The sequence below is a fragment of the Streptomyces sp. NPDC087844 genome, assembly GCF_044742785.1.
In the GTDB taxonomy this organism is placed as follows: Bacteria; Actinomycetota; Actinomycetes; order Streptomycetales; family Streptomycetaceae; genus Streptomyces.
The window spans coordinates 271,402-293,056 of sequence record NZ_JBIUVD010000001.1; the positions used below are offsets into that span (position 1 = coordinate 271,402).

The following is a 21,655-nucleotide window of genomic DNA, read 5'->3' on the forward strand; positions in this document are numbered from 1 at the left end:
ATCCGTTCGTTGCATACGGTGCACTTGCGCTGAGTATGTCCGGATGTCCGGCGCCGTACTTGGCCGGACGGCGTCCCCTCACCCTAGGAGCCCCTGTGCATCCTCCCCGCACCCCGGCCGGGACCGAGACCGCTCTCGCCGCCGAGCTGCGCACGGTACGCCCCGGCCTGCTCTCCCCTTACGCGGCCGAACTCCCCGGCGCCCGTTCGGCCGTACTGACCCGGCTGTGGCGCGGGCTCGCCCTCGAACCGCTGGCGTGGGTCACGCACCGCGAGGCCGGGTACGCCGGTCTGACGCTCCGGACGGCCGACGGCCGCCGACTGCACGGGCCGCACCCGGACCCGTACGCGACGGCCTCGTCCGTCGCGGAGGTCGAGCTGGACGGGACGGCGTACGACCATCCGGCCGAGCTGATGACCGCGCTCGGGCTGCCGCACGGCCGACCCTTCGCCGCCGAACTCGCGCACAGCGTCGCCTCGTTGGCCCTGTCACGCGCCAACCAGACTCCAGGGGGCGGTCCCCGTACGCTCTGGGAGTGGGAGCAGCGGGTCGTCGACGGGCATCCCTTCCATCCCAACTGCCGTTCGCGGCCCGGGTTCTCGGTGGCCGAGCAGTTGGCGTACGCCCCCGAGCACCGGCCGGTGGTCCGGCTGGGCCTGGTCGCCGTACGGGAGGACGACTGCCGGTCGACGGGCGAGTGGCCGTACCGGGAGGCGGGGCGGATGCTGATCCCCGTGCATCCATGGCAGGCCCGGCATGTGCTGAAGGACGAGACGCCCGTCGGGGACGGGATGGCCGCACATCCTCTGATGTCGCTGCGCACCCTGGCCGTGCCGGGCGGACCGCACATCAAGACCGCGCTCAGCACCCGGCTGACCTCCTCCGTGCGGGACATCTCGGTCCACTCGATCACGTCGGCGGCGACGGTGTCGGCGTTCATGGAGTCGATGGCCGGGCGTCTGGACGGGCTGCTGCACATCACCCGGACCCTCGGCGCGGTCACCGCCGACTCCGCTGATCTGGCGGCCGTTTCACGGGAGTCCCCCGAGCTGTACGCGGGGCCGGGCGAGCAGGTCGTGCCGCTCGCCGCTCTCGCCGCGAGCGTCCTGCCCCAGTCCCCCCGCTGGCTGGCGGAGTTCGGCCGGCTCGCGCTCACCGTGGGGCTGCGGCTGCTCGAACTGGGCGTCGCCCTGGAGGCACACGGCCAGAACCTGCTCGTGGTGCTCTCCCCCGCCGGTGACCCGGTGCGGCTCGTCTACCGCGATCTGGCGGACATCCGGATCAGCCCGGCCCGGCTGGCCCGCCACGGCATCCCGGTCCCCGACCTGACGGGCCGTATCGTCACGGACGACGAGTCCCTGCTGCGCGGCAAACTCTTCGGCTCACTCGTCGCGGGCACGCTGGCGGCGACGGCGGGTTCGACACCGGCACTGCGCGAGGCGCTGTCCACGGCCGTACGGGACCTGCCGCGCACGCCGGACCTCACGGCGCTGCTCGAAGAGCCGCTGCCCGCGAAGGCGTTGACGCTGATGAGGCTGTCGCCGGATCGGCCCGGCGACAGCTGGGCCCGTCTGCCCAACCCCTTCGCCGGCCCGGACGACGCGTCGACCTGAGGGTCTGAGGGTCTGAGAGTCCGAGGGTCTGAGGGGGCAACAGAACCGCCGTCCGGGCGGCGGGCCGGAGTGCCGACCGGGGGCCGACCGAGGTGACCGACAGCCCGTCTCCCGGTCGCTCGTTTTGAAGCGCGGTGCCTTTGATCAATAGGATCCGTCGATGATCACAAGACAACGGCTGGCGGCGGGCGCCTGCGCCCTGCTCGCCGCCCTGGCGGCCGGGATCGCGCTCCCGCCCGGCGCCGTCGCCGACGAGCCCTCCGGGACCGCCGCGCCCAAGGTGAACCTGCTTCTCGACGTCAGCGGCTCCATGCGGGCCCGGGACATCGACGGCCAGACCCGGATGGCGGCAGCGAAGCAGGCCTTCAACGAGGTCCTCGACGCGACCCCGGAAGAGGTCCAGCTGGGCATACGGACACTCGGCGCCAACTATCGCGGCGACGACCGCAAGACAGGCTGCAAGGACACCGAACAGCTCTACCCAGTGGGTCCGTTGGACCGTACCGAGGCGAAGACGGCGGTCGCGACCCTGTCGCCCACCGGCTGGACCCCTATCGGCCCCGCGCTCCTCAAGGCCGCCGGCGACCTCGAAGGCGGTGAGGGCTCCCGTCGTATCGTCCTCATCAGCGACGGCGAGGACACCTGCGCCCCGCTCGACCCGTGCGAGGTGGCACGCGAGATCGCCGCCAAGGGGATCGGCCTCACCATCGACACACTGGGTCTTGTGCCGAACACCAAGCTGCGGCAGCAGTTGAGCTGCATCGCGGAGGCGACCGGCGGAACGTACACCTCGGTCGAGCACACCGACGAACTCACCGACAAGGTCAACCAGTTGGTCGACCGGGCCGCCGATCCGGTGGTGACGCCGGTCGCCGTCGAAGGCGCCGACTCGTGCGCGAAGGCACCCGCGGTCAAGTCGGGGCTGTACACCGACCGTGAGGAGTTCGGGCAGCACCGCTGGTACCGCGTGGACCTGCCGGCCGGCTCCGAACTGCGGGCCTCGGTGAGCGTCGCGGCCGACCGCCAGGTCGACCGGGACTACGGGGTGTCGCTTCGGGCGGTCACCACGAACGGCCGCGAGATCGTGCGCGGCGAGACGACCGGCACCGGCCGGACCGACGTCATGTCGGCCGGTCTGCGCTACCCCAAGGCGGAGAGCGACGACTCCGACGACGACTCCGGGTCCGCGACGGAGGTCGTGTGTCTCCAGGTCGCCAACTCCTTCTCGGCGGCCTCCGGGGTGAAGACCACCCCCGGTCTGCCGCTCGAACTGACCATCGACGTCGTGGACGGGCCCGGCGCGTCGAGCGACGTGGCCTCCTTCGGCCTCGGCCGCGGCTGGTGGCTGCTCGGCGCCCTGGTGCTCACCGGCTTCCTCGCGGGTGTGCTGTGGGGCTGGGTGTCTCGCTGGCGGGTCGCGGTCTGGAGGACCAACTGATGCGTACGAAGAGTTTGTTGAGCGCGGCGAGTGCGGGGCTGCTGTTGCTCGGGGTCGCGGCGGTTCCGGCGGTGGCCGACTCCTCCCCGTCCGCGAGCCCGTTGGACGACTCCGACGCGCCCACCTCCGCGGGGACGTCCTTCCGTACGGCCGCCGAGGTCGACCAGGGACAGCGCGCGACCGCCGGCGCGTCCACGGGCGACTATCTGTACTGGTCGTTTCCCGCCGACGCGGGACAGCGGCCGACCGTGCGGGCGAAGGTGAAACTGCCGGGCTCGCACGCGTCCGCGACCTGGCAGATCGACGTGTACGACGGGTTGCGGCGCCGCCAGGCGTGCCAGTACGGGGCGCAGACGCGGACGGCCGCGCAGGACGCGGGCTCGGTGGAGCTGTCCTGTACGTTGCGTACGGTCCGCGCCTGGTCGGAGCCGTGGGCCGACGATCCGTTGCCGGGTACGTACTACATCCGGCTGACCACGGTCGGGCTGACGGCGGCCGATCTCGGGCTGCCGGTGACCACCGAGGTGCGGGTCGACTCCAAGGAGGTCGGCGGGGCGGCGGCGGTTGACGGCTCGTTGTCCGAGCCGCTGGTGCCGGGGGTGGCCGTGGCGGCCGGTGACGGTGACGGTGACGGTGACGAGGAGTCCGACTCGCCTGCGGCCGTGCTGTCCAGCATCGAGCCGGATGACGGGTGGGCCTCCGGGTGGTGGTCCGACCGGTGGGTGTGGACGGGCATCGGCGGTGTGCTTGCCGCTCTCGCGGGGATCGGGGGGTACGTGCTGACGCGTGGAGCGGGGCGGCCCCGCGCGTAGCGCTGCGCGCGGCTGCCGTTTACCGGCTGCGGGTGTGCCGCGGCCGGTTGCGCAGTTCCCCGCGCCCCTGAAAACACTCGGGCCCCGCGAAGGCCTGTTCAGGGGCGCGGGGAACCGCGCAACCAACCACAGCGGGTCCGCAGCCAACGACGCACCCCGGCCCCGCACAGGCCCGCCAGGGCCTGCTGAGGGGCGCGGGGAACGGCGCGGCCAGCCACAGCGGACCCGCAGCCAACAACGAACCCGCGGTCCTCCAAGGGCGCGGGGAACGGCGCAACCGGCCACCACGGGCCCCCAGCCGACGACGGACCCGGGGCCCGCACAGGGGCGCGGGGAACCGCGCGGCCCGCCACAGGGGACCCGCAGTCGGCGGCGCTCCGGGGTGTCAGGGTTCGCTCAGGGCCTTGGCCAGGGGGCCCTCGCCCGTCACCGTGATGCGGTGGGTGCGTACCGCGTCCAGGAGTGTCAGGTCGCCCCGGCCCAGCAAGGCGCACGTCTCCGTGTCGAGGGAGAGCCGGGCGTCGGGCGCCTCGGGCGCGGGCCCCTCCCCGTACACCGGCGCGTCCGCGGCACCGACGTGGAGGTAGAACTCGCCCTCGTCCAGACGGACTTGGACGACCCCCTCGCCGAACCCCTCCAACGCCCGCAACAACGGCAGCGCGAACCAGTGCGCGCGCACCGCGTCCGTGGGCCGCCGCTCCGCCAGCAGGGGCGCCCCCCACTCCCCGAGCGCCTGCAGCACGGGCAGCAACTGGCGCCCGCGGACGGTGAGTTCGTACACGAACACCGCACCTGGCGGCGGCATCCGCCGACGCGTCGTCAGGCCGTCCCGCTCCATGTCCTTGAGCCGGGAGGCGAGCACGTCCGTGCTCACCCCGGGCAGGTCGGCGTGCAGGTCGGTGTAACGGCGCGGACCGGCAAGCAGCTCGCGGACGATCAGGAGGGTCCAGCGGTCACCGACGGCGTCGAGCGCCCGGGCAGCGGAACAGTACTGGTCGTAGCTTCGGCGAGGTGACATGCGACGCAGTCTAGACAACTTGTTGGACTTTCCAAGCGACTACTTGGTAAAACCAAGCAACACCACAACCTGGAGGTGCGCACCGCATGGAGTTCCGGCAGTCGAGCAAGCTCAGCGAGGTCTGTTACGAGATCCGGGGCCCGGTCATCGAGCACGCGAACGCCCTGGAGGAGGCAGGCCACAGCGTGCTGCGCCTCAACACGGGCAACCCCGCGGCCTTCGGCTTCGAGGCCCCGGCGGAGATCCTCCAGGACATGATCCGGATGCTCCCGCAGGCACACGGCTACACGGACTCGCGCGGCATCCTCTCGGCCCGCCGCGCCGTGGCACAGCGCTACCAGGAGCGGGGCCTCGAAGTCGGCGTGGACGACGTCTTCCTGGGCAACGGCGTCTCCGAACTCGTCTCGATGGCCGTCCAGGCACTCCTGGAGAACGGCGACGAAGTCCTCATCCCCGCCCCGGACTTCCCGCTCTGGACCGCGGTGACGACCCTCTCGGGCGGCAAGGCCGTGCACTACCTGTGCGACGAACAGGCCGACTGGTACCCGGATCTGGACGACATGGCGTCGAAGATCACGGACCGCACGAAGGCCGTCGTCATCATCAACCCGAACAACCCCACCGGCGCGGTCTACCCGAAGGAGATCATCGAGGGCATCCTCGACCTGGCCCGCCGGCACGGCCTGATGGTGTTCGCGGACGAGATCTACGACCAGATCCTGTACGACGACGCCGTGCACCACACGGCCGCCGCGCTCGCCCCCGACCTGGTGGTCCTCACCTTCTGCGGCCTGTCGAAGACGTACCGCGTGGCGGGCTTCCGGTCCGGCTGGCTGGTCGTGACCGGGCCGCGCCAGCATGCGAAGAGCTATCTGGAGGGCCTGACCATGCTGGCCTCCATGCGGCTGTGCGCCAACGCCCCGGCGCAGTACGCCATCCAGGCCGCACTCGGCGGCCGTCAGTCCATCCACGAACTCACCGCACCCGGTGGCCGGTTGCGCGAACAGCGGGACATCGCGTGGGAGAGGCTGAACGAGATCCCCGGCGTCTCCTGTGTGAAACCGAAGGGCGCGCTGTACGCGTTCGCACGTCTCGACCCCTCGGTCCACAAGATCCACGACGACGAGAAGTTCGTGCTCGACCTGCTGCTGCGCGAGAAGATCCAGGTGGTCCAGGGCACCGGTTTCAACTGGCCGCGCCCCGACCACTTCCGCATCCTCACCCTCCCGTACGCCGACGACCTCGACGCGGCGATCAGCAGGATCGGCCGGTTCCTGAGCGGCTATCGGCAGTAGACGCGGTGACCTCGGCGGGGATGTCGGCGGTGACCTCGGCGGGATGTCAGACCCGGGTCGTAGCCTTCGTCCTCGTAGGGGTTCGCCGGTCCGGTCGACCGGGACGGCCGCGCCCCGCCGTGACCCGCCGTGACCGCAGGGGAAGGAGCACCCCGTGACCCGACCGCCGACCGCCGCGCAGCGGCGCGTCATCGACGCCGCCGATCCCGCGACCGGGCGCCTCAGGGGTACGGCGAGCGGGCTCGCGGCGCTGGTGAGACAGGGGTTGGCCTTCCGGCACCCCCGTCCGCCGCACGACCACTTCCTCACACCGGCCGGGCACCGGATACGCGAGGAGACGACCGCCGAGGTGGCGGCGCCCGCCGGGACCTCAGCACCCGCCGGCTCGGCATCAGGCGTGTTCAGCGCGCGGGTGGGTGGCGAGGAGGGCGTCGACGTGGGCCCCTCACGCACCCGGGAGGTGCACAGCGCCTGGCAGGGGCTGCTGGAGATGCGACGGATGACCAACACGGGCGGCGTCACGGACCGGCCGTGCGCGTGGGAGCGTACGCATCTGGTGCAGGCCGCCGCCCTCGCGCTGGAGGAGGCCGGACTCCGCCCCGCGGGAACGAACACAGGCACAGGATCGGGCGCCGCGGGGTACCGGGTGCGGGCGACGCCTCAGCCGGAGGCCGTCGCCGTGCGCGAGCCGGACGCGGAGGCGCTGAGGGAGTGCGCGGTGACGCTGGAGAAGGCCGGATGGCAGGTCAGCGAGCACACGGAGCCGCGCACCGGGGTGCGCTATCTGCTGGCCTCGCCCCGCCGGTCGTGACGCCCGCAACAGCCCTGCGTCGTTCGGAGGTTGACACCGGTGAGCGACCGCTCAGTATGCTGACGCCGACTCTGTTCACCGCAGAAATGGGGAAGTCGTGGCCGAACCGTATGCCGTCCCGGTGACCGTGCGCGGGTACGAGACCGACACCCTGGGGCATCTGAACCAGGCCGTGTATGTGAACTACGCGGAGCACGCCCGCTGGTCGTTACTGCAGGCCGCCGGGATCACCCAGGCCGGACTGGTCGCGAAGGGCGTGGGCCCGGTGTCGCTGGAGATGACCGTCCGCTATCTGCGGGAACTGCGTGCGGGTGACGAGGTCGAGGTGACCTGCGGCTTCGACTGGGGCGAGGGCAAGACGTTCCGGATACAGCAGACCATCCGCAAGACCGACGGTACGGTCGCGGCCGAGATCACGGCGGTCGGCGGCCTGATGGACCTCAAGGAACGGAAGCTCGTCGCGGACCCCCGCGAATACTTCCGCGCACTGGCCACCGACCGCCTGCTCTTCGGCCTCTGACGCCGGGCCGTCGCCGATGCCCTCCGACCCTGGAGACCTCGACCGGGTCACTCCGGCTGGTGGCGGGCGTCGTACGCGGCGCGTGACTCGGCGATCGTGACACGGTGCCGTTCCGCCCAGTCGGTCAGCCCCAGCAACGAGGCGTGCAACTCATGGGCCACCGGCGTGAGTTCGTACTCGACCTTCGGCGGGACCGTCGGGTGGACGGTGCGCGTGAGGAGCCCGTCGCGCTCCAGATTGCGCAGGGTCAGCGTGAGCATGCGGCGGCTGATGCCCTCGATGCTGCGCTCCAGCTCGGTGAAACGGATCGGCCCGTGCGCGGCGGCCACGATGATCAGGACACTCCATTTTCCGGCGACCCTGTCAAGAACCTCGCGGACGGGACACGCGTGCGCGTTCACGACCTGCGAGGTAACACGGGTGTTCCTCTGGGACATCCAGGTGCCTCCTTACGACCGGCCGCCATGGTCACTCACGATGTCCTCCGTTACAAGTCGTGCACCTATGTAATGTCCAGCACTTATACGGAGGCCGTGGCCATGTCGTCCCGGATCGGAGCTCCCGCGGAGGGGCTCCCCCAAGACTCGGACCCCGCAGAACCCGCGCAGTACTCGCGAACGTACTCCCGTCGAGCGTCCCTCGTCGTGCTGTGCGGGGGCACGCTGATGACGATCCTCGACGGCAACGTCGTGACCGTGGCGATGCCCGCGATCCAGAGCGATCTCGGCTTCTCGTCCTCAGGGCTGGCCTGGATCGTGAACGCGTACCTGATCCCCTTCGGCGGTCTGTTGCTGCTCGTGGGGCGGCTCGGCGATCTGGTCGGACGCCGGCGGATGTTCGCCTCGGGGCTCGCCCTGTTCACCGTGGCGTCCGTGCTGTGCGGGGTCGCCACGAGTCAGGGCATGCTGATCGCGGCACGGGCACTGCAGGGCGTCGGCGGGGCGATGACCTCGGCGGTCGTACTGGGGATGCTGATCGCGCTCTTTCCCGAACCGCGTGAACAGGCCGGGGCCATCGCGGTGTTCAGCGCGGTCGGAGCGGCGGGCGGCGCGCTGGGCACGTTCCTGGGCGGGGCGCTCACCCAGGCGCTCGGTTGGCACTGGATCTTCCTGATCAACCTGCCGATCGGGATCGTGGGCTGGATCGCCGCCCTGCGCGTCCTCGCCCCCGACCGCGGCGCCGGGCTCGGCAGGGGCGCGGACTATCCCGGGGCCGCACTGGTCACGGGCGCGCTGATGCTCACGGTGTACGCGATCGTCGGTGCCGGGGGGCGGCCGGCCGGCGGCACGCTGATCCTGGCCGCGGTCCCGCTCGCGCTGTTCGCGGCCTTCACTGTCCGGCAGGCACGGGCCGAGCGACCGCTGCTGCGGCTGAGGCTGTTCCGCTCACGGCTGCTCACCGGCGCCAACGGTGTGCAGATCCTGATGATCGCGACGATGTTCGGGTTCCAGTACATCGGGGCGCTCTACATCCAACGGGTGTTGGGGTACAGCGAGTTGCGGACGGGAATGGCGCTCGTGCCCGCGCCCGTGCTGATCGGGGTACTGATGCTGGGCCTGTCGGCGCGGACGATCGGCCGTTTCGGGCCGTACCGGGTACTGCTCGCCGGGCTCGTGCTCATCGTCGCCGGAATGGCCCTGCTGAGCCGGATACCGGACTCCGGGTCGTACGTAGTCGACGTGCTGCCTCCGATGCTGTTGCTCTCGACGGGGTTCGCGGCTGCGATGCCCGCGGTTACGGGGCTCGCGATGTCCGGAGTGGTGAAGGAGGATGCCGGGCTTGCGTCCGGGCTCTTCAACACCACGCAGGTGGTGGGGGGTTCGCTGGGGCTCGCGGTTCTCACGACCCTCGCGGCGAGTCGCACGGATGGACTCCTGGAAAGCGGGGAGCCGTTCGCGGCGGCCACCGCGGACGGGTATCGGTTGGCGTTCACTGTTGCGACGGGGGTCGCCGGGGTGGGGCTGGCGGTCGCGGCTGCGGTCCTGCGACCGGCTCGGGCTTCTTTCGCCCCCGCCGCCCCTACCCTCCCCGATCGTCACTGACGCGGGGTCGCTGCCCCCGAACGCCGGACGGGCTGAAAGACATCTTTCAGCCCGTCCGGCGTTCGAGGACGAGCGCGCAGCGCGATTGCGGGGGCGAGGGGGCGAAGAACCTCTCGACGGGTATACGCCACTCCCAATCTCTGGTAGGAAACTTTCCTAACAGTACGGAGAGCGACTCCCACCCCCACTGGAGGTCCCGTGCACACCCCCCACACCCCCATAAGCTCCTCGCGTCGAACCCTCCTCGCGATGATCGGAGCATCCCTGGTGGCAGGCCCAGTCATCGCCGGCACCCCCGCCGGCGCCGCCGCCCCCGGCCTCGACCAACCGGCGAAGAAGGAGATCGCCATGAAGCTGGTCTGCAGCGCGGAGAACTCCTCGCTGGACTGGAAGGCGCAGTACCAGTACATCGAGGACATCGGCGACGGCCGCGGCTACACCGCCGGCATCATCGGGTTCTGCTCGGGCACGCACGACATGCTCGACCTCGTCGAGCTGTACACCCGGCGCAAGCCCGGCAACCCGCTGGCCGGCTACCTGCCCGCACTGCGCCGCGTCGACGGCACCGACTCGCACGAGGGCCTGGACCCCGGCTACCCGGACGCCTGGCGCCGGGCGGCCCAGGACCAGGTCTTCGAGCAGGCCCAGAACGACGAGCGGGACCGTGTCTACTTCAATCCGGCCGTCCAGCGCGGCAAGGCGGACGGCGTCGGCACGCTCGGCCAGTTCACGTACTACGACGCCATCGTCATGCACGGCGACGGCGGCGACAGCACGAGCTTCGGCAGCATCCGCGACCGGGCGCTGGGCCGGGCCAGGCCCCCGGCCCAGGGCGGCGACGAGGTGACGTACCTCGATGCCTTCCTCGACGCCCGCGTGTGGGCGATGAAGCAGGAGGAGGCGCACTCGGACACCAGCCGCGTGGACACCGCCCAGCGGGTCTTCCTCAGGAACCGGAACCTGAACCTGAACCCGCCGCTGGACTGGCAGGTCTACGGGGACAGCTTCCACATCGGCTGAGGCCGCACGCAGCAGGGTTCCGGCGGCATCGCGGCCCTGAAGAGCCGTGGAACCGGACCGGACCGGGCCGGTGGCCGTTCGCTCGTCGCCTGTCAGCGAGCGGCCACCGGCTCCGGCCCCGAACTCGGCCCCACACCCGGGCCTGGCTCCATCGGTGCCGTCACCTCGTCGCACTCACGGCCCCCGCCCAGGTGGTTGAAGACCAGGTTCAGGACGACGGCCGCGACGCACCCGGTCGAGATCCCCGAGTCCAGGATGATCTTCGCCGTCTCCGGGAACGCGTGGTAGAACTCCGGCGCGGTGATCGGGATGATGCCGACGGCCAGCGAGACCGCCACGATCAAAACGTTGTTGTCCTTCTCCAGGCCCGCCTTGACGAGGGTCTGGATACCGCTCGCGGCCACAGAACCGAACAGCACCACGCCCGCCCCGCCGAGCACGGGACGCGGTACCACGGCTATCAGCGACGCGGCCATGGGACACAGGCCCATCAGGACGAGGAAACCGCCGCCCGTGGCCACGACGTACCGGCTGCGGATCCGGGTCATCGCGACCAGGCCGATGTTCTGGGCGAAGGCGCTGCACATGAAACCGTTGAAGAGCGGGCTGACGGCCGAGCCCAGGGTGTCGGCGCGCAGGCCCGCCGCGATGGTCTTCTCGTCGGCCGGCCGGCCGACGATCTCCCCCAACGCCAGCATGTCCGCGGTCGATTCGGTCATCGAGACGACCATCACCACGCACAGCGAGACGATCGCCGCGAGCTGGAACTGCGGTGCTCCGAAGTGGAACGGCGTGGGGAAGCCGACGACCGCCGCGTCGGCCACCGGCGCGAAGTCGGTGACGCCGAACGGGATCGCGACGAGCGTGCCGGCGACCAGGCCCAGCAGTACGGCGATCTGCTTCACGAAGCCACGGGTGAAGCGGCGCAGCAGCAGGACGATGAGAAGGGTCGCGCCCGCCAGGCCCAGGTTGGTGGTCGAGCCGTAGTCGTGCGCCGCCGGGTCGGGGCCCTGGGCCCAGCCGAAGGCGACCGGCATCAGGGATATGCCGATGAGGGTGATGACCGTGCCGGTGACCACGGGCGGGAAGAAGCGGACCGCCTTGCTGAAGAACGGGGCGGCGAGGAAGCCCAGCAGACCCGCCACGATGACCGCGCCGAAGATGACCGGCAGGGCGTCGCGCTTGTCGTCCGTGGAGTTGACGACCGCGATCATCGGGGCGACTCCGGCGAAGGTGACGCCGTTGACGAAGGGCAGGCGGGCACCGATCTTCCAGATGCCGAGGGTCTGCAGGAAGGTGGCGAGCCCCGCGGTGAACAGGCAGGCGCCGGTGAGGAAGGTCAGTTCGGTCGCGCTCAGGCCCACGGCCGCGCCGACGATCAGGGGTGGGGCGACCACTCCCGCGTACATGGCGGCCACATGCTGCAGACCGCTGGTCGCCATCTTCAGGGCAGGAAGTTTTTCGTCAACCGGGTGTTTTCCCGGGCCAGTCGCGCTTACGTCCGTACTGCTGGGCACGTGCTGGGCAGCCACGGCGGCTCCTCCGGTCGGGTACACGTCGGCATTGACGTGGGTGTCAGGGAGGTCTTTTTTCCTGGTGGGACGGTGCCCGTCACGGAGGGGGCGTGCCGGGGGCAGCAGGACGGTGGGGGACCGTTCCGGGGCGCGGGCAGTTCGTGCGCGCGCCCCGGAGACGGTCACCGCGGACCCCGTTCGGGTCCACGGCCACCGGCCGAGGGCCGTCCCCCTCGGCCGGAGATCTGGGCGGAAACCAGGTCAGGCCCGCGCGGCGATCCGCACGAGACGCCGGGCCTCGTCCCGCGTGGAGCGGGCGACGGCGTCCTCGTCGACGTGCAGCAGCCGGCCGTTCTCGACGATCTGCTCACCGCCCACGAAGGAGGCGGTGACCGGCGCCGCGGCGCCGAGGACGAGTGCGGTGACCGGGTCGGCGATCGACGCGTGGGCCAGGGTGTCCAGCTTCCACAGCACCAGATCGGCGAGCTTGCCCGGCTCAAGGGAACCTGTCTCCGGTGCACGCCCCAGGACCTGGGCTCCGCCGTACGTGCCCAGCCGCAGCGCCTGACGGGCGTTCAGGGCCGCCTCGCGGTAGGCACCGAGGCGGTTGATGAGCAGCGCGTTGCGCAGTTCGGTGTGCAGTTCGCCGGACTCGTTGGACGCCGTGCCGTCGACACCGAGGCCGACCGGGACGCCGGCCGCGAGCATGTCGGGGACCCGCGCGATCCCGGCCGCCAGGCGGGCGTTGGAGGAGGGACAGTGGGCCACCCCCGTCCTCGTACGGGCGAAGGCGGCGATGTCGGAGTCGTTCATGTGGACGCAGTGCGCCATCCACACGTCCTCGCCGAGCCAGCCGGTCGACTCGAAGTAGTCGGTCGGGCCCATGCCGAACAGCTCCTTGCAGAACTGCTCCTCCTCGACCGTCTCCGACCCGTGGGTGTGCAGCCTTACTCCCTTGCGCCGGGCCAACTCAGCGCCCTGCCGCATGAGTTCGGTGGACACGGAGAAGGGCGAGCAGGGCGCGACCGCCACCTGGGTCATGGCGCCGAAGGAGGCGTCGTGGTGTTCGTCGACGGTCGCCTCGGTGGCGGCGAGGGCGTCTTCGAGTGTTTCGACGGCGAAGTCCGGCGGCAGCCCGCCGTCCTTCTCGCTGCGGTCCATGGAGCCGCGGGCCAGGGTGAAGCGGACGCCCATCTCGCGTGCGGCACGGATGATCGAACCCGACAGGTCGCCGGACCCCTTGGGGAACACATAGTGGTGGTCCATGGCGGTGGTGACTCCGCCGCGGACCATCATGCCGAGGGAGCCCTGGGCCGCCGCGTAGGTCATGCTCTCGTCTATGCGCGCCCAGGTCGGGTACAGGGCGACGAGCCAGTCGAAGAGGTTGTGGTCCGTGGCGAGGCCGCGGGTTATCCACTGGTAGAAGTGGTGATGGGTGTTGACCAGGCCCGGGGTGACGAGGTGGCCGGTCGCGTCGATCCGGCGTACGACGTTCTCCAGCCCCTCGGGGGCCCTGCCCGCGCCCAGCGACTCGATGCGGTCGCCCGCCAGGACCAGGTGGCCCGACGTGTACTCGGTGTCGTCGGCGTCCACGGTCGCGATCGAGCAGTTCTCGATGACGATCCGCCGGTCTGCTGCCATGGTTCGTCCTTCTGCCGTGCCGAAAAGGGTTGCTGCTGAGGGGAGTTGCTCACCAAGGCAGGTGCGTCAGAGGTTGCTGAGGTCCACCGGGATGAGCGCCTCGCAGCCGTCCCGCAGGATCGTCGCCTCGATCAGGCCGTACGGCCGGTCGGCGGCGAAGTACACCTCGTTGTCGTTCTTGAGGCCGAACGGCTCCAGGTCGACGAGGAAGTGGTGCTTGTTCGGCAGCGAGAAGCGGACCTCGGCCACCTCGTCGCGGTTCTCGATGATCCGCGCGCCCATCTGGTACAGGGTCTGCTGCAGCGACAGCGAGTACGTCTGCGCGAAGGCCTGGAGCATGTGTCCGCGCACCTGCGCGTAGGACTCCTCCCAGTCGGGCATCGGCTGCTCGTCGTCGGTCCAGTTGAACCGCCAGCGCCCGGACACCTCGGTGGCGAGGATGCGGTCGTACGCCTCTTTCAGCGTCGTGTACTCGTCCTTGACGTAGCCCCAGAACTCGGAGTTCGTGGAGTTCAGTACGACCAGGTCCTTGAGGCCGGAGACGACCTCCCACGAGGAACCGTCGTACGTGATCTGCGTGACGCGGGTCTCCTGGCCCTTGCGGGCGAAGGAGTGTCCTCTCTCTGCGGCGCCGGCGGACGGGGTGTCCGCCTCCGAGGTCCCGATGTCCGAGGTCCCGATGTCCGGAGTCCCGATGTCCGGAGTCCCGATCCGCTCCCAGGAGTACTCCTCTATGCGGATCCGGGCGGTGCGGATCGGCTCCTGCGAGGTCACGAAGTGCCGGGCGAGGTGGATGCCGAACTGCTCGGCGGACTCGATGCCGTACTCCTTGGCGAAGGCGTACACCGTGTTCTTGGTGGTGTCCGTCGGCAGGACGTTCGCGTTGGAGCCCGAGTAGTGGACCTCCTCCATGTCACCGCTGAGGGCGACGGAGACGTTCAGGTCCTTGATGTGGTGGGTGGCGCCGTCCCGGGTGATCCTGACGACGCGGTTCTCGGCCTTGCCGTACTGGTTCTGGGCCAGGACCGCCGGACGGGCAGAACGGGGCTGGGTGGTCATGTCTGCTAGCTCCCTCGGTAAACGGAGTAGCCGAACGGGTTGAGCAGCAGCGGTACGTGATAGTGCTCCCCCGGGTCGACGGCGAACGTGATCGCCACCTCGGGGAAGAACACCTGTGCGGCACCGCTGTCCCGGTTCGCGGGGGCGTCCTGCTGCGCCTCGGCCTGTTCTTTCACGGGCTTCTTCTCGAAGTACGCCTCGACGGCGAAGTCGAGCCGTACGTGTGTGGTGCCCTCCGGCAGGGCCGGCAGGTCCTTGCACCGGCCGTCCGCGTCGGTCGCGGAGCCGCCGAGCGCCTGCCACTTCGCGTCACGGCCGCCACGGGCCGCGAGCAGGACGGCGACTCCCGCGGCGGGGCGGCCGACGCTGGTGTCCAGGATGTGCGTGGACACGGAAGCGACGGCGGTGACGGAAGCGGTGGTCTCGGTGGTCATGCGGGTGCGTCCTCTTCGACGAGTGGGGCGAGCCGGATGCGGTTGATCCTGCCCAGTTCGGCGCGCACGATCTCGCGCTCCTGTGCGGGCGTGTTGTCGATGCGCTCCTTGAGCGCGTCACGCATCTGTTCGCCGGTGAGGCCGGTCGCGCAGATCAGGAAGACATGGCCGAACCTCTCCTGGTACGCCAGGTTCAGTTCCAGCATCTCCGCCTTGAGTTCGTCGGAGGCGCCGGTCATTCCGCGCTGTTCGCGGGAGGAGGTCGGGTCGCCCGGCTTCGGGCGTCCGATCGGCGGGTGGCCGGCCATCGCCTCCGCCAGGTCGGCGTCGGTCAGGTCGGCCGTGGCGGCGTCGCTCCGCGCGAAGAGGTCGTCCTCGGTGGCGTACGGGCGGCCGGCGAGCAGCCTGTGCGCCCAGGTCGCCGAGGCGCAGAGCTCATGGAGGGCGGCGCGGGCCGCGGGTTCCTCCAGGGTGTTGAACCGGGCGAGGCCGCCGGGTGTCGTCGTACTCGAAGTCACGGGAAGCCTCCGTGGCCTTGTGCTGGACGGGCTGCGGTCAGCTAACGCCCTCGAAAACACCACGTCAACACTTTGTTGAAAAATCCAGGTAACGAAGGCGCCCTCCGCGCCCTCCGCCCGGGGGCCGCGATCGGGCTCAGGCGCCCTTCTCGCGGTTCAGGTAGTTGTAGACGGTGAACCGCGAGACGCCGAGCGCGCCCGCCACGGTCTCCACTCCATGCCGTACGGAGAAGGCCCCGCGCGCCTCCAGTATCCGTACGACCTCCTGCTTGGCCTTGCGGTCCAGCTCCGCGAGGGGCTTGCCGCGCTTGCGCTCCAGGGCGGCCAGGATGTGGTCCAACGAGTCGGCGAGCTGCGGCAGACGGACGGCCACGACGTCCACGCCCTCCCAGGAGAGCACCACGTCGTCGGGTCCGGCCTGGTCGGCAGGCAGCATCTCGGCACCCATGGCGTCGACGAGCGGCTTGACGGCCGACACGAAGGGGTCGTCCGCGGACCGGGTCACCGGCCCTCCTCCTCGATCACGTTGAGCTGCAACGAGACCCGGGTGGCGCCCGCGTCCAGGGCCTTGCGCAGCAGCGCGTCGACCGCCGTGAGCACCGGATCCGCCGCGCCCTCGGCGGTGTTGCCGAACGGACCGACGTCGACCGAGTCGAGTTCGGCCGCCTCGATGACCTCGCGGGCGACCACCGCGTGCGGCGGCGCCTCGTCGAGGTCGAAGGGTTCGGTGGTGAACTCCACTCGCAAGCGCACTGTGCCCCCATGGCATCGCTTCGGTCCGTGTCTGCGACGGCCCAGGCCCGGCCGACCAGGAAGCGACCCTAGCCCACCCGGGACCCGCCTCCCGGCCGCCGAACGGGACCCGGGCCCCACCACGGACGCGCGCGCTTTTCCCGCCGCCCCCTCTTGACAAGGTTTCCACACGAAGGCAGCCTTTCCATCAAGCAGAAACGAACTTCCGCAATACGGAACTAGGGAACCGGCGGAAGTAGCAATACGGGCCAGCCCCATGGACCTACTCGTCACGGAAGGGAGCGCCGACCCATATGCCCGGTTTCTCGATGGATGCGGCCGCAGAGCAGCGCTTCAACGTCAACCTGTCGATCCTCTTCACCGAGCTGCCGCTCCTGGAGCGCCCCGCGGCCGCCGCCGCGGCGGGCTTCACCGCGGTCGAGCTCTGGTGGCCCTGGACCGACACCCCCGCCCCCGACCGCGCGGAGCTCGACGCCCTGAAGAAGGCGATCGAGGACGCGGGCGTACAGCTCACGGGTCTCAACTTCTACGCCGGGCAGCTGCCGGGCCCGGACCGGGGCGCCCTGTCGGTTCCGGGCCGGGAGTCCGAGCGCTTCCGCGCGAACATCGACGTGGCCGCTGACTTCGCACGGTCACTGGGCTGCACGGCCCTCAACGCCCTGTACGGCAACCGCGTCGAAGGCGTCGACCCGGCCGAGCAGGACGAACTCGCCCTGCAGAACCTCGTACTGGCGGCCCGCGCGGCGGACCGCGTCGGTGCCGTCCTGCTGATCGAGACACTCAACAAGCCGGAGTCGCCGCTCTATCCGCTGGTGAGCGCCGAGGCCGGGATCGCCGTCGTCGACAGGGTCAACGAGGCGACGGGACTCGGCAACGCCCGCTTCCTGATGGACCTCTACCACCTGTCCATGAACGGCGAGGACCTGCCGTCGGTGATCGAGCGGTACGCCGCCAGGACCGGCCACGTCCAGATCGCCGACAACCCGGGCCGTGGCGCACCCGGCACCGGCTCGCTCCCGCTGGCGGAGCTGCTCGGCCTGCTGCGCAAGCAGGGTTACGAGGGCTGGGTCGGACTGGAGTACAAGCCGGGTGACCGGCCGAGCGCGGAGTCCTTCGACTGGCTCCCCCGCGAGGCCCGCGCCGCCCGTGTCACCCGCGCCGCCCGCGTCACCCGCGTCACCCAATGAGCGGCAATCCCCGGACACAGCACAGCAGTTGGCGTAGCACAGCGTGCAGAGAGGCACCCTCACCATGAGCAACCTTGCCGACAGTTCGAACGCGTCCCGTCCGACGATCGCCTGGATCGGCCTCGGCATCATGGGCTCCCCCATGTCGGAGAACCTGATCAAGGCCGGCTACGACGTCACCGGGTTCACCCTGGAGCAGGAGAAGCTGGACCGGCTGACCGCCGCGGGCGGCACCGCGGCCGGCTCGATAGCCGAGGCCGTACGGGACGCCGACGTCGTGATCACGATGGTGCCCGCCTCCCCGCAGGTCGAGGCCATCGCGTACGGGCCCGACGGCATCCTGGAGAACGTGCGGTCCGGCGCCCTCCTGATCGACATGTCCTCCATCACCCCGCAGACCTCCGTGGACCTGGCCGAGGCGGCGAAGGACAAGGGCATCCGGGCCCTGGACGCTCCGGTGTCCGGCGGCGAGGCGGGCGCGGTGGAGGCCGTGCTGTCCATCATGGTCGGCGGCGAGCAGGCCGACTTCGACGAGGCCGAGCCGATCTTCGAAGCGCTCGGCAGGACCATCATGCTGTGCGGTCCGCACGGCTCCGGCCAGACCGTGAAGGCCGCGAACCAGCTGATCGTCGCCGTGAACATCCAGGCGTGCGCCGAGGCCGTGGTCTTCCTGGAGAAGTCGGGCGTCGACCTGAAGGCCGCCCTGGACGTACTGAACGGCGGCCTCGCCGGTTCGACCGTACTGACCCGCAAGAAGGACAACTTCCTGAACCGCGACTTCAAGCCCGGCTTCCGGATCGACCTGCACCACAAGGACATGGGCATCGTCACGGACGCCGCCCGCAATGTCGGTGCCGCACTGCCCGTCGGCGCCGTGGTCGCCCAGCTCGTCGCCTCCCTGCGCACGCAGGGCGACGGCGGCCTGGACCACTCCGCGCTGCTGCGCGCGGTCGAGCGCCTCTCCGGCGCGCGGATCTGACCGCCCGCCCCCACAGACCCGGGCGGCGCCGACGCTGACACCTGTCCTGTCGCGCCCAAGCGGCGGCGCCGCCCGGTACCAACAACTTCCGAACTGCGCCTGGAGTCTGACGGGAGGTCATGCGCCGGGCGCACCGCCCGCGAGGACCGTGGACCCGGATGAGGGGTGGTCCACGACAGCGAGCGGGCAGGGCGAGGGCCGCGGCGGTGTGCACGCCAGTGCGGTGGTGAAGGTCCCGGGGTCCCCTTCTCGACATGAGGGAAGGGAAGCCCCGGAACCGTCACACCGCCGCGGTCCCGGCCGAAAACCGGAGTCCGGCCGAGAACCGAAGACCGGCTGAGAGCCGAAGACCAAGAGCGCCGAGTACGGACGGTCCCGTAGTCGGCGCTCTTCGACGTCCGCACGTACGTCCATGGGGGTACGTCTGTGGGCGTACGCCCGCTACGGAACCCTCAAATCAACCTCTGAACATGGCCCCTGGGGCTTCAACTCACCGTGGTATTGGGCACATTCTCAGCACATGGGCCCGCCGGCACGGGGGCGGCGGGCCCTCTACGGAGTACACCGCGGGCTGGTCCGGGGACGGGGGTGGGACGCATGGGAAGTCGGTCGAACTGTCGGCACGAGCCGTACACGGCGCTGTCGCGGGGCGGGCCTCCTGCCGCGGTGACGTCCGCCCCGCCCGACGCACCACTCGGGGGGAAGCACGGGGCGGAGTACGGGGGCGCCGGGTTCCGCCCGGGTCGCGGCGGGGGTGGCCGGGGCTGAGCACGGCGCGAGGCCCCGTCCTGATGACTCAGGACGGGGCCTCGGCTTGTCCGGGGTGGTCGGTCAGACCTTTAGGGGCCTGATGGACGTGGGCGCGTGGCCCGGCTCGGTCGCGATCTCCTCGAACTCCACGACGTTGCCGATGTCGTTGGTCGTGGACATCGAGATGTTGGTGACGCGCTCCAGGATCGCCTCGACGACCACCGGGACCTGGAACTCGGCGGCCAGCTTCTTCGCCTGCTCGAAGGCGGCGCCCAGCTCGCTCGGGTCGGTCACCCGGATCGCCTTGCAGCCGAGCCCCTCGACGACCTTGACGTGGTCGACCCCGTAGACGCCCAGCTCGGGCGAGTTGATGTTCTCGAACTCCAGGTTGACCTGGAAGTCGATGTCGAACCCCCGCTGGGCCTGCCGGATGAGGCCCAGGTAGGCGTTGTTCACGAGCACGTGGACGTACGGGATCCGGTGCTGGGCCCCGACGGCCAGTTCCTCGATCATGAACTGGAAGTCGTAGTCGCCGGAGAGCGCGACCACCTGTGCCCCGGGATCGGCCTTGGCGACGCCGAGCGCGGCCGGGACGGTCCAGCCGAGGGGGCCCGCCTGACCGCAGTTGATCCAGTGCCGCGGCCGGTAGACGTGCAGCATCTGCGCGCCGGCGATCTGGGAGAGGCCGATGGTGGTGACGTACCGCGTCTCCGGGCCGAAGGCCTTGTTCATCTCCTCGTAGACCCGCTGCGGCTTGATGGGGATGTCGTCGAAGTGCGTACGCCGCTGGAGTGACGCCTTCTTCTCCTGGGCGGCCCGAGCCCACGCGGACCGGTCCGGCAGGCGGCCCTCGGCCTTCAACTCCCCTGCCACCGCCACGAACAGCTCCAGCGCGGCCTTCGCGTCGGACGCGATGCCGAAGTCCGGGGCGAAGATCCTGCCGAGCTGGGTGGGCTCGATGTCGACGTGCACGAACTTCCGTCCGGCCGTGTAGACGTCCAGTTTTCCGGTGTGGCGGTTGGCCCAGCGGTTGCCGATGCCGAGGACGAAGTCGGACTCAAGGAAGGTCGCGTTGCCGTAGCGGTGCGAGGTCTGCAGGCCGACCATGCCGGCGTTCAGCTCGTGGTCGTCGGGCAGGATGCCCCAGCCCATGAGGGTGGGGATGACCGGAACACCGGTCAACTCGGCGAACTCGACGAGGAGTTCGCAGGCGTCGGCGTTGATGACGCCGCCGCCGGCGACGATCAGCGGCCGCTCGGACTCGCCGAGCAGCGCGATCGCCTTCTCGACCTGGGCGCGGGTCGCCGCGGGCTTGTATACCGGCAGCGGCGCGTACGTCTCCGGGTCGAACTCGATCTCCGTGAGCTGGACGTCGATGGGCAGGTCGATGAGGACCGGGCCCGGCCGGGACGAGCGCATCAGGTGGAAGGCCTGCTGGAAGACGCCCGGGACCTGGGCCGCCTCCAGCACGGTGACCGCCATCTTGGCCACGGGCCCGGCGATCGACGCGATGTCGACGGCCTGGAAGTCCTCCTTGTGGATCACGGCGGTGGGGGCCTGGCCCGTGACGCACAGGATCGGGATGGAGTCGCCTGTCGCGGAGTACAGGCCGGTGATCATGTCGGTGCCGGCCGGGCCGGACGTCCCGATACAGACGCCGATGTTGCCGGGCGCGGTGCGGGTGTAGCCCTCCGCCATGTGGGAGGCGCCCTCGACATGGCGGGCCAGGGTGTGGCCGATGCCGCCGGAGGCCTTGAGCGCCGCGTAGAAGGGGTTGATCGCCGCGCCCGGGACACCGAACGCGTTGGTGACGCCCTCGCGCTTGAGGATTTCGACTGCCGCGCGGGCAGCGGTCATACGAGCCATTGCGTACTCCTGCTTCGGCTGGCGGATTCGGGCTCCCGTCGCGCCCCGCGGAGAGCTTCAAAGTCCGTCTTCAATTCCGCATTGCGGAAACTAACTTCTGCTATCTGGAAGCAATGTAGGTGGGAGGCCGAAGGGCGTCAAGAGCGGGCGGCAGGCCCGCGCGCGGCGAATCGCGGGGCGTCCGATCGATTCGCTGCCGGAGGACGGTGTTCCGGAGGACGATGGGCGAGCAGCTCCCCTGCGGTTCGGTGTCACGTCTTCTGGAGAGAGTCATGGCCGAGAGCGTGCCGGTGACGTGCCCGGCCTGTCGGCGCGAGCATGTCTATGCGGCGCCGACGTACCCGTGCGCGTGCGGTGCGCCGGTCACTCCCGCCCTGGACTCGCG

20 protein-coding genes are annotated in these 21,655 nt (G+C 70.4%); 10 read left to right on the forward strand and 10 right to left on the reverse strand.

The window, feature by feature from the left end:
• Positions 1 to 35: 35 nt before the first annotated feature.
• The 3 genes from ACIOKD_RS01125 to ACIOKD_RS01135 all read left to right on the forward strand — a co-directional run bounded on the left by ACIOKD_RS01125 (position 36) and on the right by ACIOKD_RS01135 (position 3,863).
• Positions 36 to 1,613 carry an IucA/IucC family protein gene (locus ACIOKD_RS01125; RefSeq protein WP_402076581.1) on the forward strand — a complete coding sequence of 526 codons (1,578 nt, stop codon included), beginning with the start codon at positions 36 to 38 and terminating at the stop codon, positions 1,611 to 1,613.
• 160 nt (positions 1,614 to 1,773) lie between these two features.
• Positions 1,774 to 3,051: a VWA domain-containing protein gene (locus ACIOKD_RS01130; RefSeq protein ID WP_402076582.1), complete on the forward strand. Its 1,278-nt coding sequence runs from the start codon at positions 1,774 to 1,776 to the stop codon at positions 3,049 to 3,051.
• Positions 3,051 to 3,863 (forward strand): hypothetical protein, encoded by an 813-nt coding sequence (locus ACIOKD_RS01135; protein ID WP_402076583.1) that lies wholly within the window; start codon positions 3,051 to 3,053, stop codon positions 3,861 to 3,863. The genes ACIOKD_RS01130 and ACIOKD_RS01135 overlap by 1 nt, the downstream gene beginning before the upstream one ends.
• Before the next feature lie 385 nt (positions 3,864 to 4,248).
• Here the strand turns inward: ACIOKD_RS01135 and ACIOKD_RS01140 are convergent, their stop codons facing one another.
• Positions 4,249 to 4,881 carry a winged helix-turn-helix transcriptional regulator gene (locus ACIOKD_RS01140; RefSeq protein ID WP_402076584.1) on the reverse strand — a complete coding sequence of 211 codons (633 nt, stop codon included), beginning with the start codon at positions 4,879 to 4,881 and terminating at the stop codon, positions 4,249 to 4,251.
• A gap of 86 nt (positions 4,882 to 4,967) precedes the next feature.
• Here ACIOKD_RS01140 and ACIOKD_RS01145 point away from each other — a divergent pair, with 86 nt between their 5' ends.
• The 3 genes from ACIOKD_RS01145 to ACIOKD_RS01155 all read left to right on the forward strand — a co-directional run bounded on the left by ACIOKD_RS01145 (position 4,968) and on the right by ACIOKD_RS01155 (position 7,507).
• Positions 4,968 to 6,176 carry a pyridoxal phosphate-dependent aminotransferase gene (locus tag ACIOKD_RS01145; protein ID WP_402076585.1) on the forward strand — a complete coding sequence of 403 codons (1,209 nt, stop codon included), beginning with the start codon at positions 4,968 to 4,970 and terminating at the stop codon, positions 6,174 to 6,176.
• Positions 6,177 to 6,330: 154 nt separating this feature from the next.
• On the forward strand, positions 6,331 to 6,987 hold the full coding sequence (locus tag ACIOKD_RS01150) for a hypothetical protein (RefSeq protein WP_402076586.1): 657 nt from the start codon (positions 6,331 to 6,333) through the stop codon (positions 6,985 to 6,987).
• 97 nt (positions 6,988 to 7,084) lie between these two features.
• Positions 7,085 to 7,507 (forward strand): acyl-CoA thioesterase, encoded by a 423-nt coding sequence (locus ACIOKD_RS01155; RefSeq protein ID WP_402076587.1) that lies wholly within the window; start codon positions 7,085 to 7,087, stop codon positions 7,505 to 7,507.
• A 47-nt stretch (positions 7,508 to 7,554) separates the two neighbouring features.
• On the opposite strand, the gene ACIOKD_RS01160 is transcribed toward ACIOKD_RS01155, so the two are convergent.
• Positions 7,555 to 7,944, reverse strand: a complete 390-nt coding sequence (locus ACIOKD_RS01160) for a winged helix-turn-helix transcriptional regulator (RefSeq protein WP_402076588.1) — start codon at positions 7,942 to 7,944, stop codon at positions 7,555 to 7,557.
• Positions 7,945 to 8,016: 72 nt separating this feature from the next.
• Between ACIOKD_RS01160 and ACIOKD_RS01165 the strand changes: the two genes are divergently transcribed.
• Both ACIOKD_RS01165 and ACIOKD_RS01170 read left to right on the forward strand, forming a co-directional pair.
• On the forward strand, positions 8,017 to 9,549 hold the full coding sequence (locus ACIOKD_RS01165) for an MFS transporter (RefSeq protein WP_402076589.1): 1,533 nt from the start codon (positions 8,017 to 8,019) through the stop codon (positions 9,547 to 9,549).
• A 249-nt stretch (positions 9,550 to 9,798) separates the two neighbouring features.
• On the forward strand, positions 9,799 to 10,569 hold the full coding sequence (locus ACIOKD_RS01170; RefSeq protein ID WP_402076590.1) for a chitosanase: 771 nt from the start codon (positions 9,799 to 9,801) through the stop codon (positions 10,567 to 10,569).
• A gap of 92 nt (positions 10,570 to 10,661) precedes the next feature.
• Here the strand turns inward: ACIOKD_RS01170 and ACIOKD_RS01175 are convergent, their stop codons facing one another.
• From ACIOKD_RS01175 to ACIOKD_RS01205, 7 genes are all read right to left on the reverse strand, one after another.
• Complete coding sequence (locus ACIOKD_RS01175; protein ID WP_402076591.1) at positions 10,662 to 12,101, reverse strand: nucleobase:cation symporter-2 family protein; 1,440 nt, start codon at positions 12,099 to 12,101, stop codon at positions 10,662 to 10,664.
• A 243-nt stretch (positions 12,102 to 12,344) separates the two neighbouring features.
• A complete protein-coding gene (locus ACIOKD_RS01180) occupies positions 12,345 to 13,724 on the reverse strand; it encodes an 8-oxoguanine deaminase (RefSeq protein WP_402076592.1) in 1,380 nt (459 codons plus the stop codon).
• 66 nt (positions 13,725 to 13,790) lie between these two features.
• Positions 13,791 to 14,783: a factor-independent urate hydroxylase gene (pucL, locus tag ACIOKD_RS01185; protein ID WP_402076593.1), complete on the reverse strand. Its 993-nt coding sequence runs from the start codon at positions 14,781 to 14,783 to the stop codon at positions 13,791 to 13,793.
• Between the two features lie 5 nt (positions 14,784 to 14,788).
• Positions 14,789 to 15,217, reverse strand: coding sequence for a hydroxyisourate hydrolase (gene uraH, locus ACIOKD_RS01190; protein ID WP_402076594.1), 429 nt, complete (start codon positions 15,215 to 15,217; stop codon positions 14,789 to 14,791).
• The gene (gene uraD, locus ACIOKD_RS01195; RefSeq protein WP_402076595.1) at positions 15,214 to 15,735 is read right to left on the reverse strand and encodes a 2-oxo-4-hydroxy-4-carboxy-5-ureidoimidazoline decarboxylase; all 522 of its coding nucleotides are present in this window, start codon (positions 15,733 to 15,735) and stop codon (positions 15,214 to 15,216) included. The genes uraH and uraD overlap by 4 nt, the downstream gene beginning before the upstream one ends.
• Positions 15,736 to 15,871: 136 nt before the next feature.
• On the reverse strand, positions 15,872 to 16,183 hold the full coding sequence (locus ACIOKD_RS01200) for a helix-turn-helix domain-containing protein (RefSeq protein ID WP_402077659.1): 312 nt from the start codon (positions 16,181 to 16,183) through the stop codon (positions 15,872 to 15,874).
• Positions 16,184 to 16,236: 53 nt separating this feature from the next.
• Positions 16,237 to 16,488, reverse strand: coding sequence for a hypothetical protein (locus tag ACIOKD_RS01205; RefSeq protein WP_402076596.1), 252 nt, complete (start codon positions 16,486 to 16,488; stop codon positions 16,237 to 16,239).
• 293 nt (positions 16,489 to 16,781) lie between these two features.
• Here ACIOKD_RS01205 and ACIOKD_RS01210 point away from each other — a divergent pair, with 293 nt between their 5' ends.
• On the forward strand, positions 16,782 to 17,675 hold the full coding sequence (locus ACIOKD_RS01210) for a TIM barrel protein (RefSeq protein WP_402076597.1): 894 nt from the start codon (positions 16,782 to 16,784) through the stop codon (positions 17,673 to 17,675).
• A gap of 64 nt (positions 17,676 to 17,739) precedes the next feature.
• On the forward strand, positions 17,740 to 18,654 hold the full coding sequence (locus ACIOKD_RS01215; RefSeq protein ID WP_402076598.1) for a 2-hydroxy-3-oxopropionate reductase: 915 nt from the start codon (positions 17,740 to 17,742) through the stop codon (positions 18,652 to 18,654).
• An 831-nt stretch (positions 18,655 to 19,485) separates the two neighbouring features.
• Here the strand turns inward: ACIOKD_RS01215 and gcl are convergent.
• Complete coding sequence (gene gcl / locus ACIOKD_RS01220) at positions 19,486 to 21,270, reverse strand: glyoxylate carboligase (protein ID WP_402076599.1); 1,785 nt, start codon at positions 21,268 to 21,270, stop codon at positions 19,486 to 19,488.
• Between the last annotated feature and the right edge of the window lie 385 nt (positions 21,271 to 21,655).

Excerpts from the sequence above, each read along its gene's own strand:
- ACIOKD_RS01135 (WP_402076583.1), top strand. The coding sequence starts at position 3,051 with ATGCGTACGAAGAGTTTGTTGAGCGCGGCGAGTGCGGGGCTGCTGTTG.
- ACIOKD_RS01165 (WP_402076589.1), top strand. The coding sequence starts at position 8,017 with ATGTCCAGCACTTATACGGAGGCCGTGGCCATGTCGTCCCGGATCGGA.
- ACIOKD_RS01170 (WP_402076590.1), top strand. The coding sequence starts at position 9,799 with ATGATCGGAGCATCCCTGGTGGCAGGCCCAGTCATCGCCGGCACCCCC.
- ACIOKD_RS01210 (WP_402076597.1), top strand. The coding sequence starts at position 16,782 with ATGCCCGGTTTCTCGATGGATGCGGCCGCAGAGCAGCGCTTCAACGTC.
- ACIOKD_RS01160 (WP_402076588.1), bottom strand. The coding sequence starts at position 7,944 with ATGTCCCAGAGGAACACCCGTGTTACCTCGCAGGTCGTGAACGCGCAC.
- ACIOKD_RS01140 (WP_402076584.1), bottom strand. The coding sequence starts at position 4,881 with ATGTCACCTCGCCGAAGCTACGACCAGTACTGTTCCGCTGCCCGGGCG.
- ACIOKD_RS01215 (WP_402076598.1), top strand. The coding sequence starts at position 17,740 with ATGAGCAACCTTGCCGACAGTTCGAACGCGTCCCGTCCGACGATCGCC.
- gcl (WP_402076599.1), bottom strand. The coding sequence starts at position 21,270 with ATGGCTCGTATGACCGCTGCCCGCGCGGCAGTCGAAATCCTCAAGCGC.
- ACIOKD_RS01145 (WP_402076585.1), top strand. The coding sequence starts at position 4,968 with ATGGAGTTCCGGCAGTCGAGCAAGCTCAGCGAGGTCTGTTACGAGATC.
- ACIOKD_RS01200 (WP_402077659.1), bottom strand. The coding sequence starts at position 16,183 with ATGGGTGCCGAGATGCTGCCTGCCGACCAGGCCGGACCCGACGACGTG.
- ACIOKD_RS01180 (WP_402076592.1), bottom strand. The coding sequence starts at position 13,724 with ATGGCAGCAGACCGGCGGATCGTCATCGAGAACTGCTCGATCGCGACC.
- uraH (WP_402076594.1), bottom strand. The coding sequence starts at position 15,217 with ATGACCACCGAGACCACCGCTTCCGTCACCGCCGTCGCTTCCGTGTCC.
- ACIOKD_RS01130 (WP_402076582.1), top strand. The coding sequence starts at position 1,774 with ATGATCACAAGACAACGGCTGGCGGCGGGCGCCTGCGCCCTGCTCGCC.
- pucL (WP_402076593.1), bottom strand. The coding sequence starts at position 14,783 with ATGACCACCCAGCCCCGTTCTGCCCGTCCGGCGGTCCTGGCCCAGAAC.
- ACIOKD_RS01125 (WP_402076581.1), top strand. The coding sequence starts at position 36 with ATGTCCGGATGTCCGGCGCCGTACTTGGCCGGACGGCGTCCCCTCACC.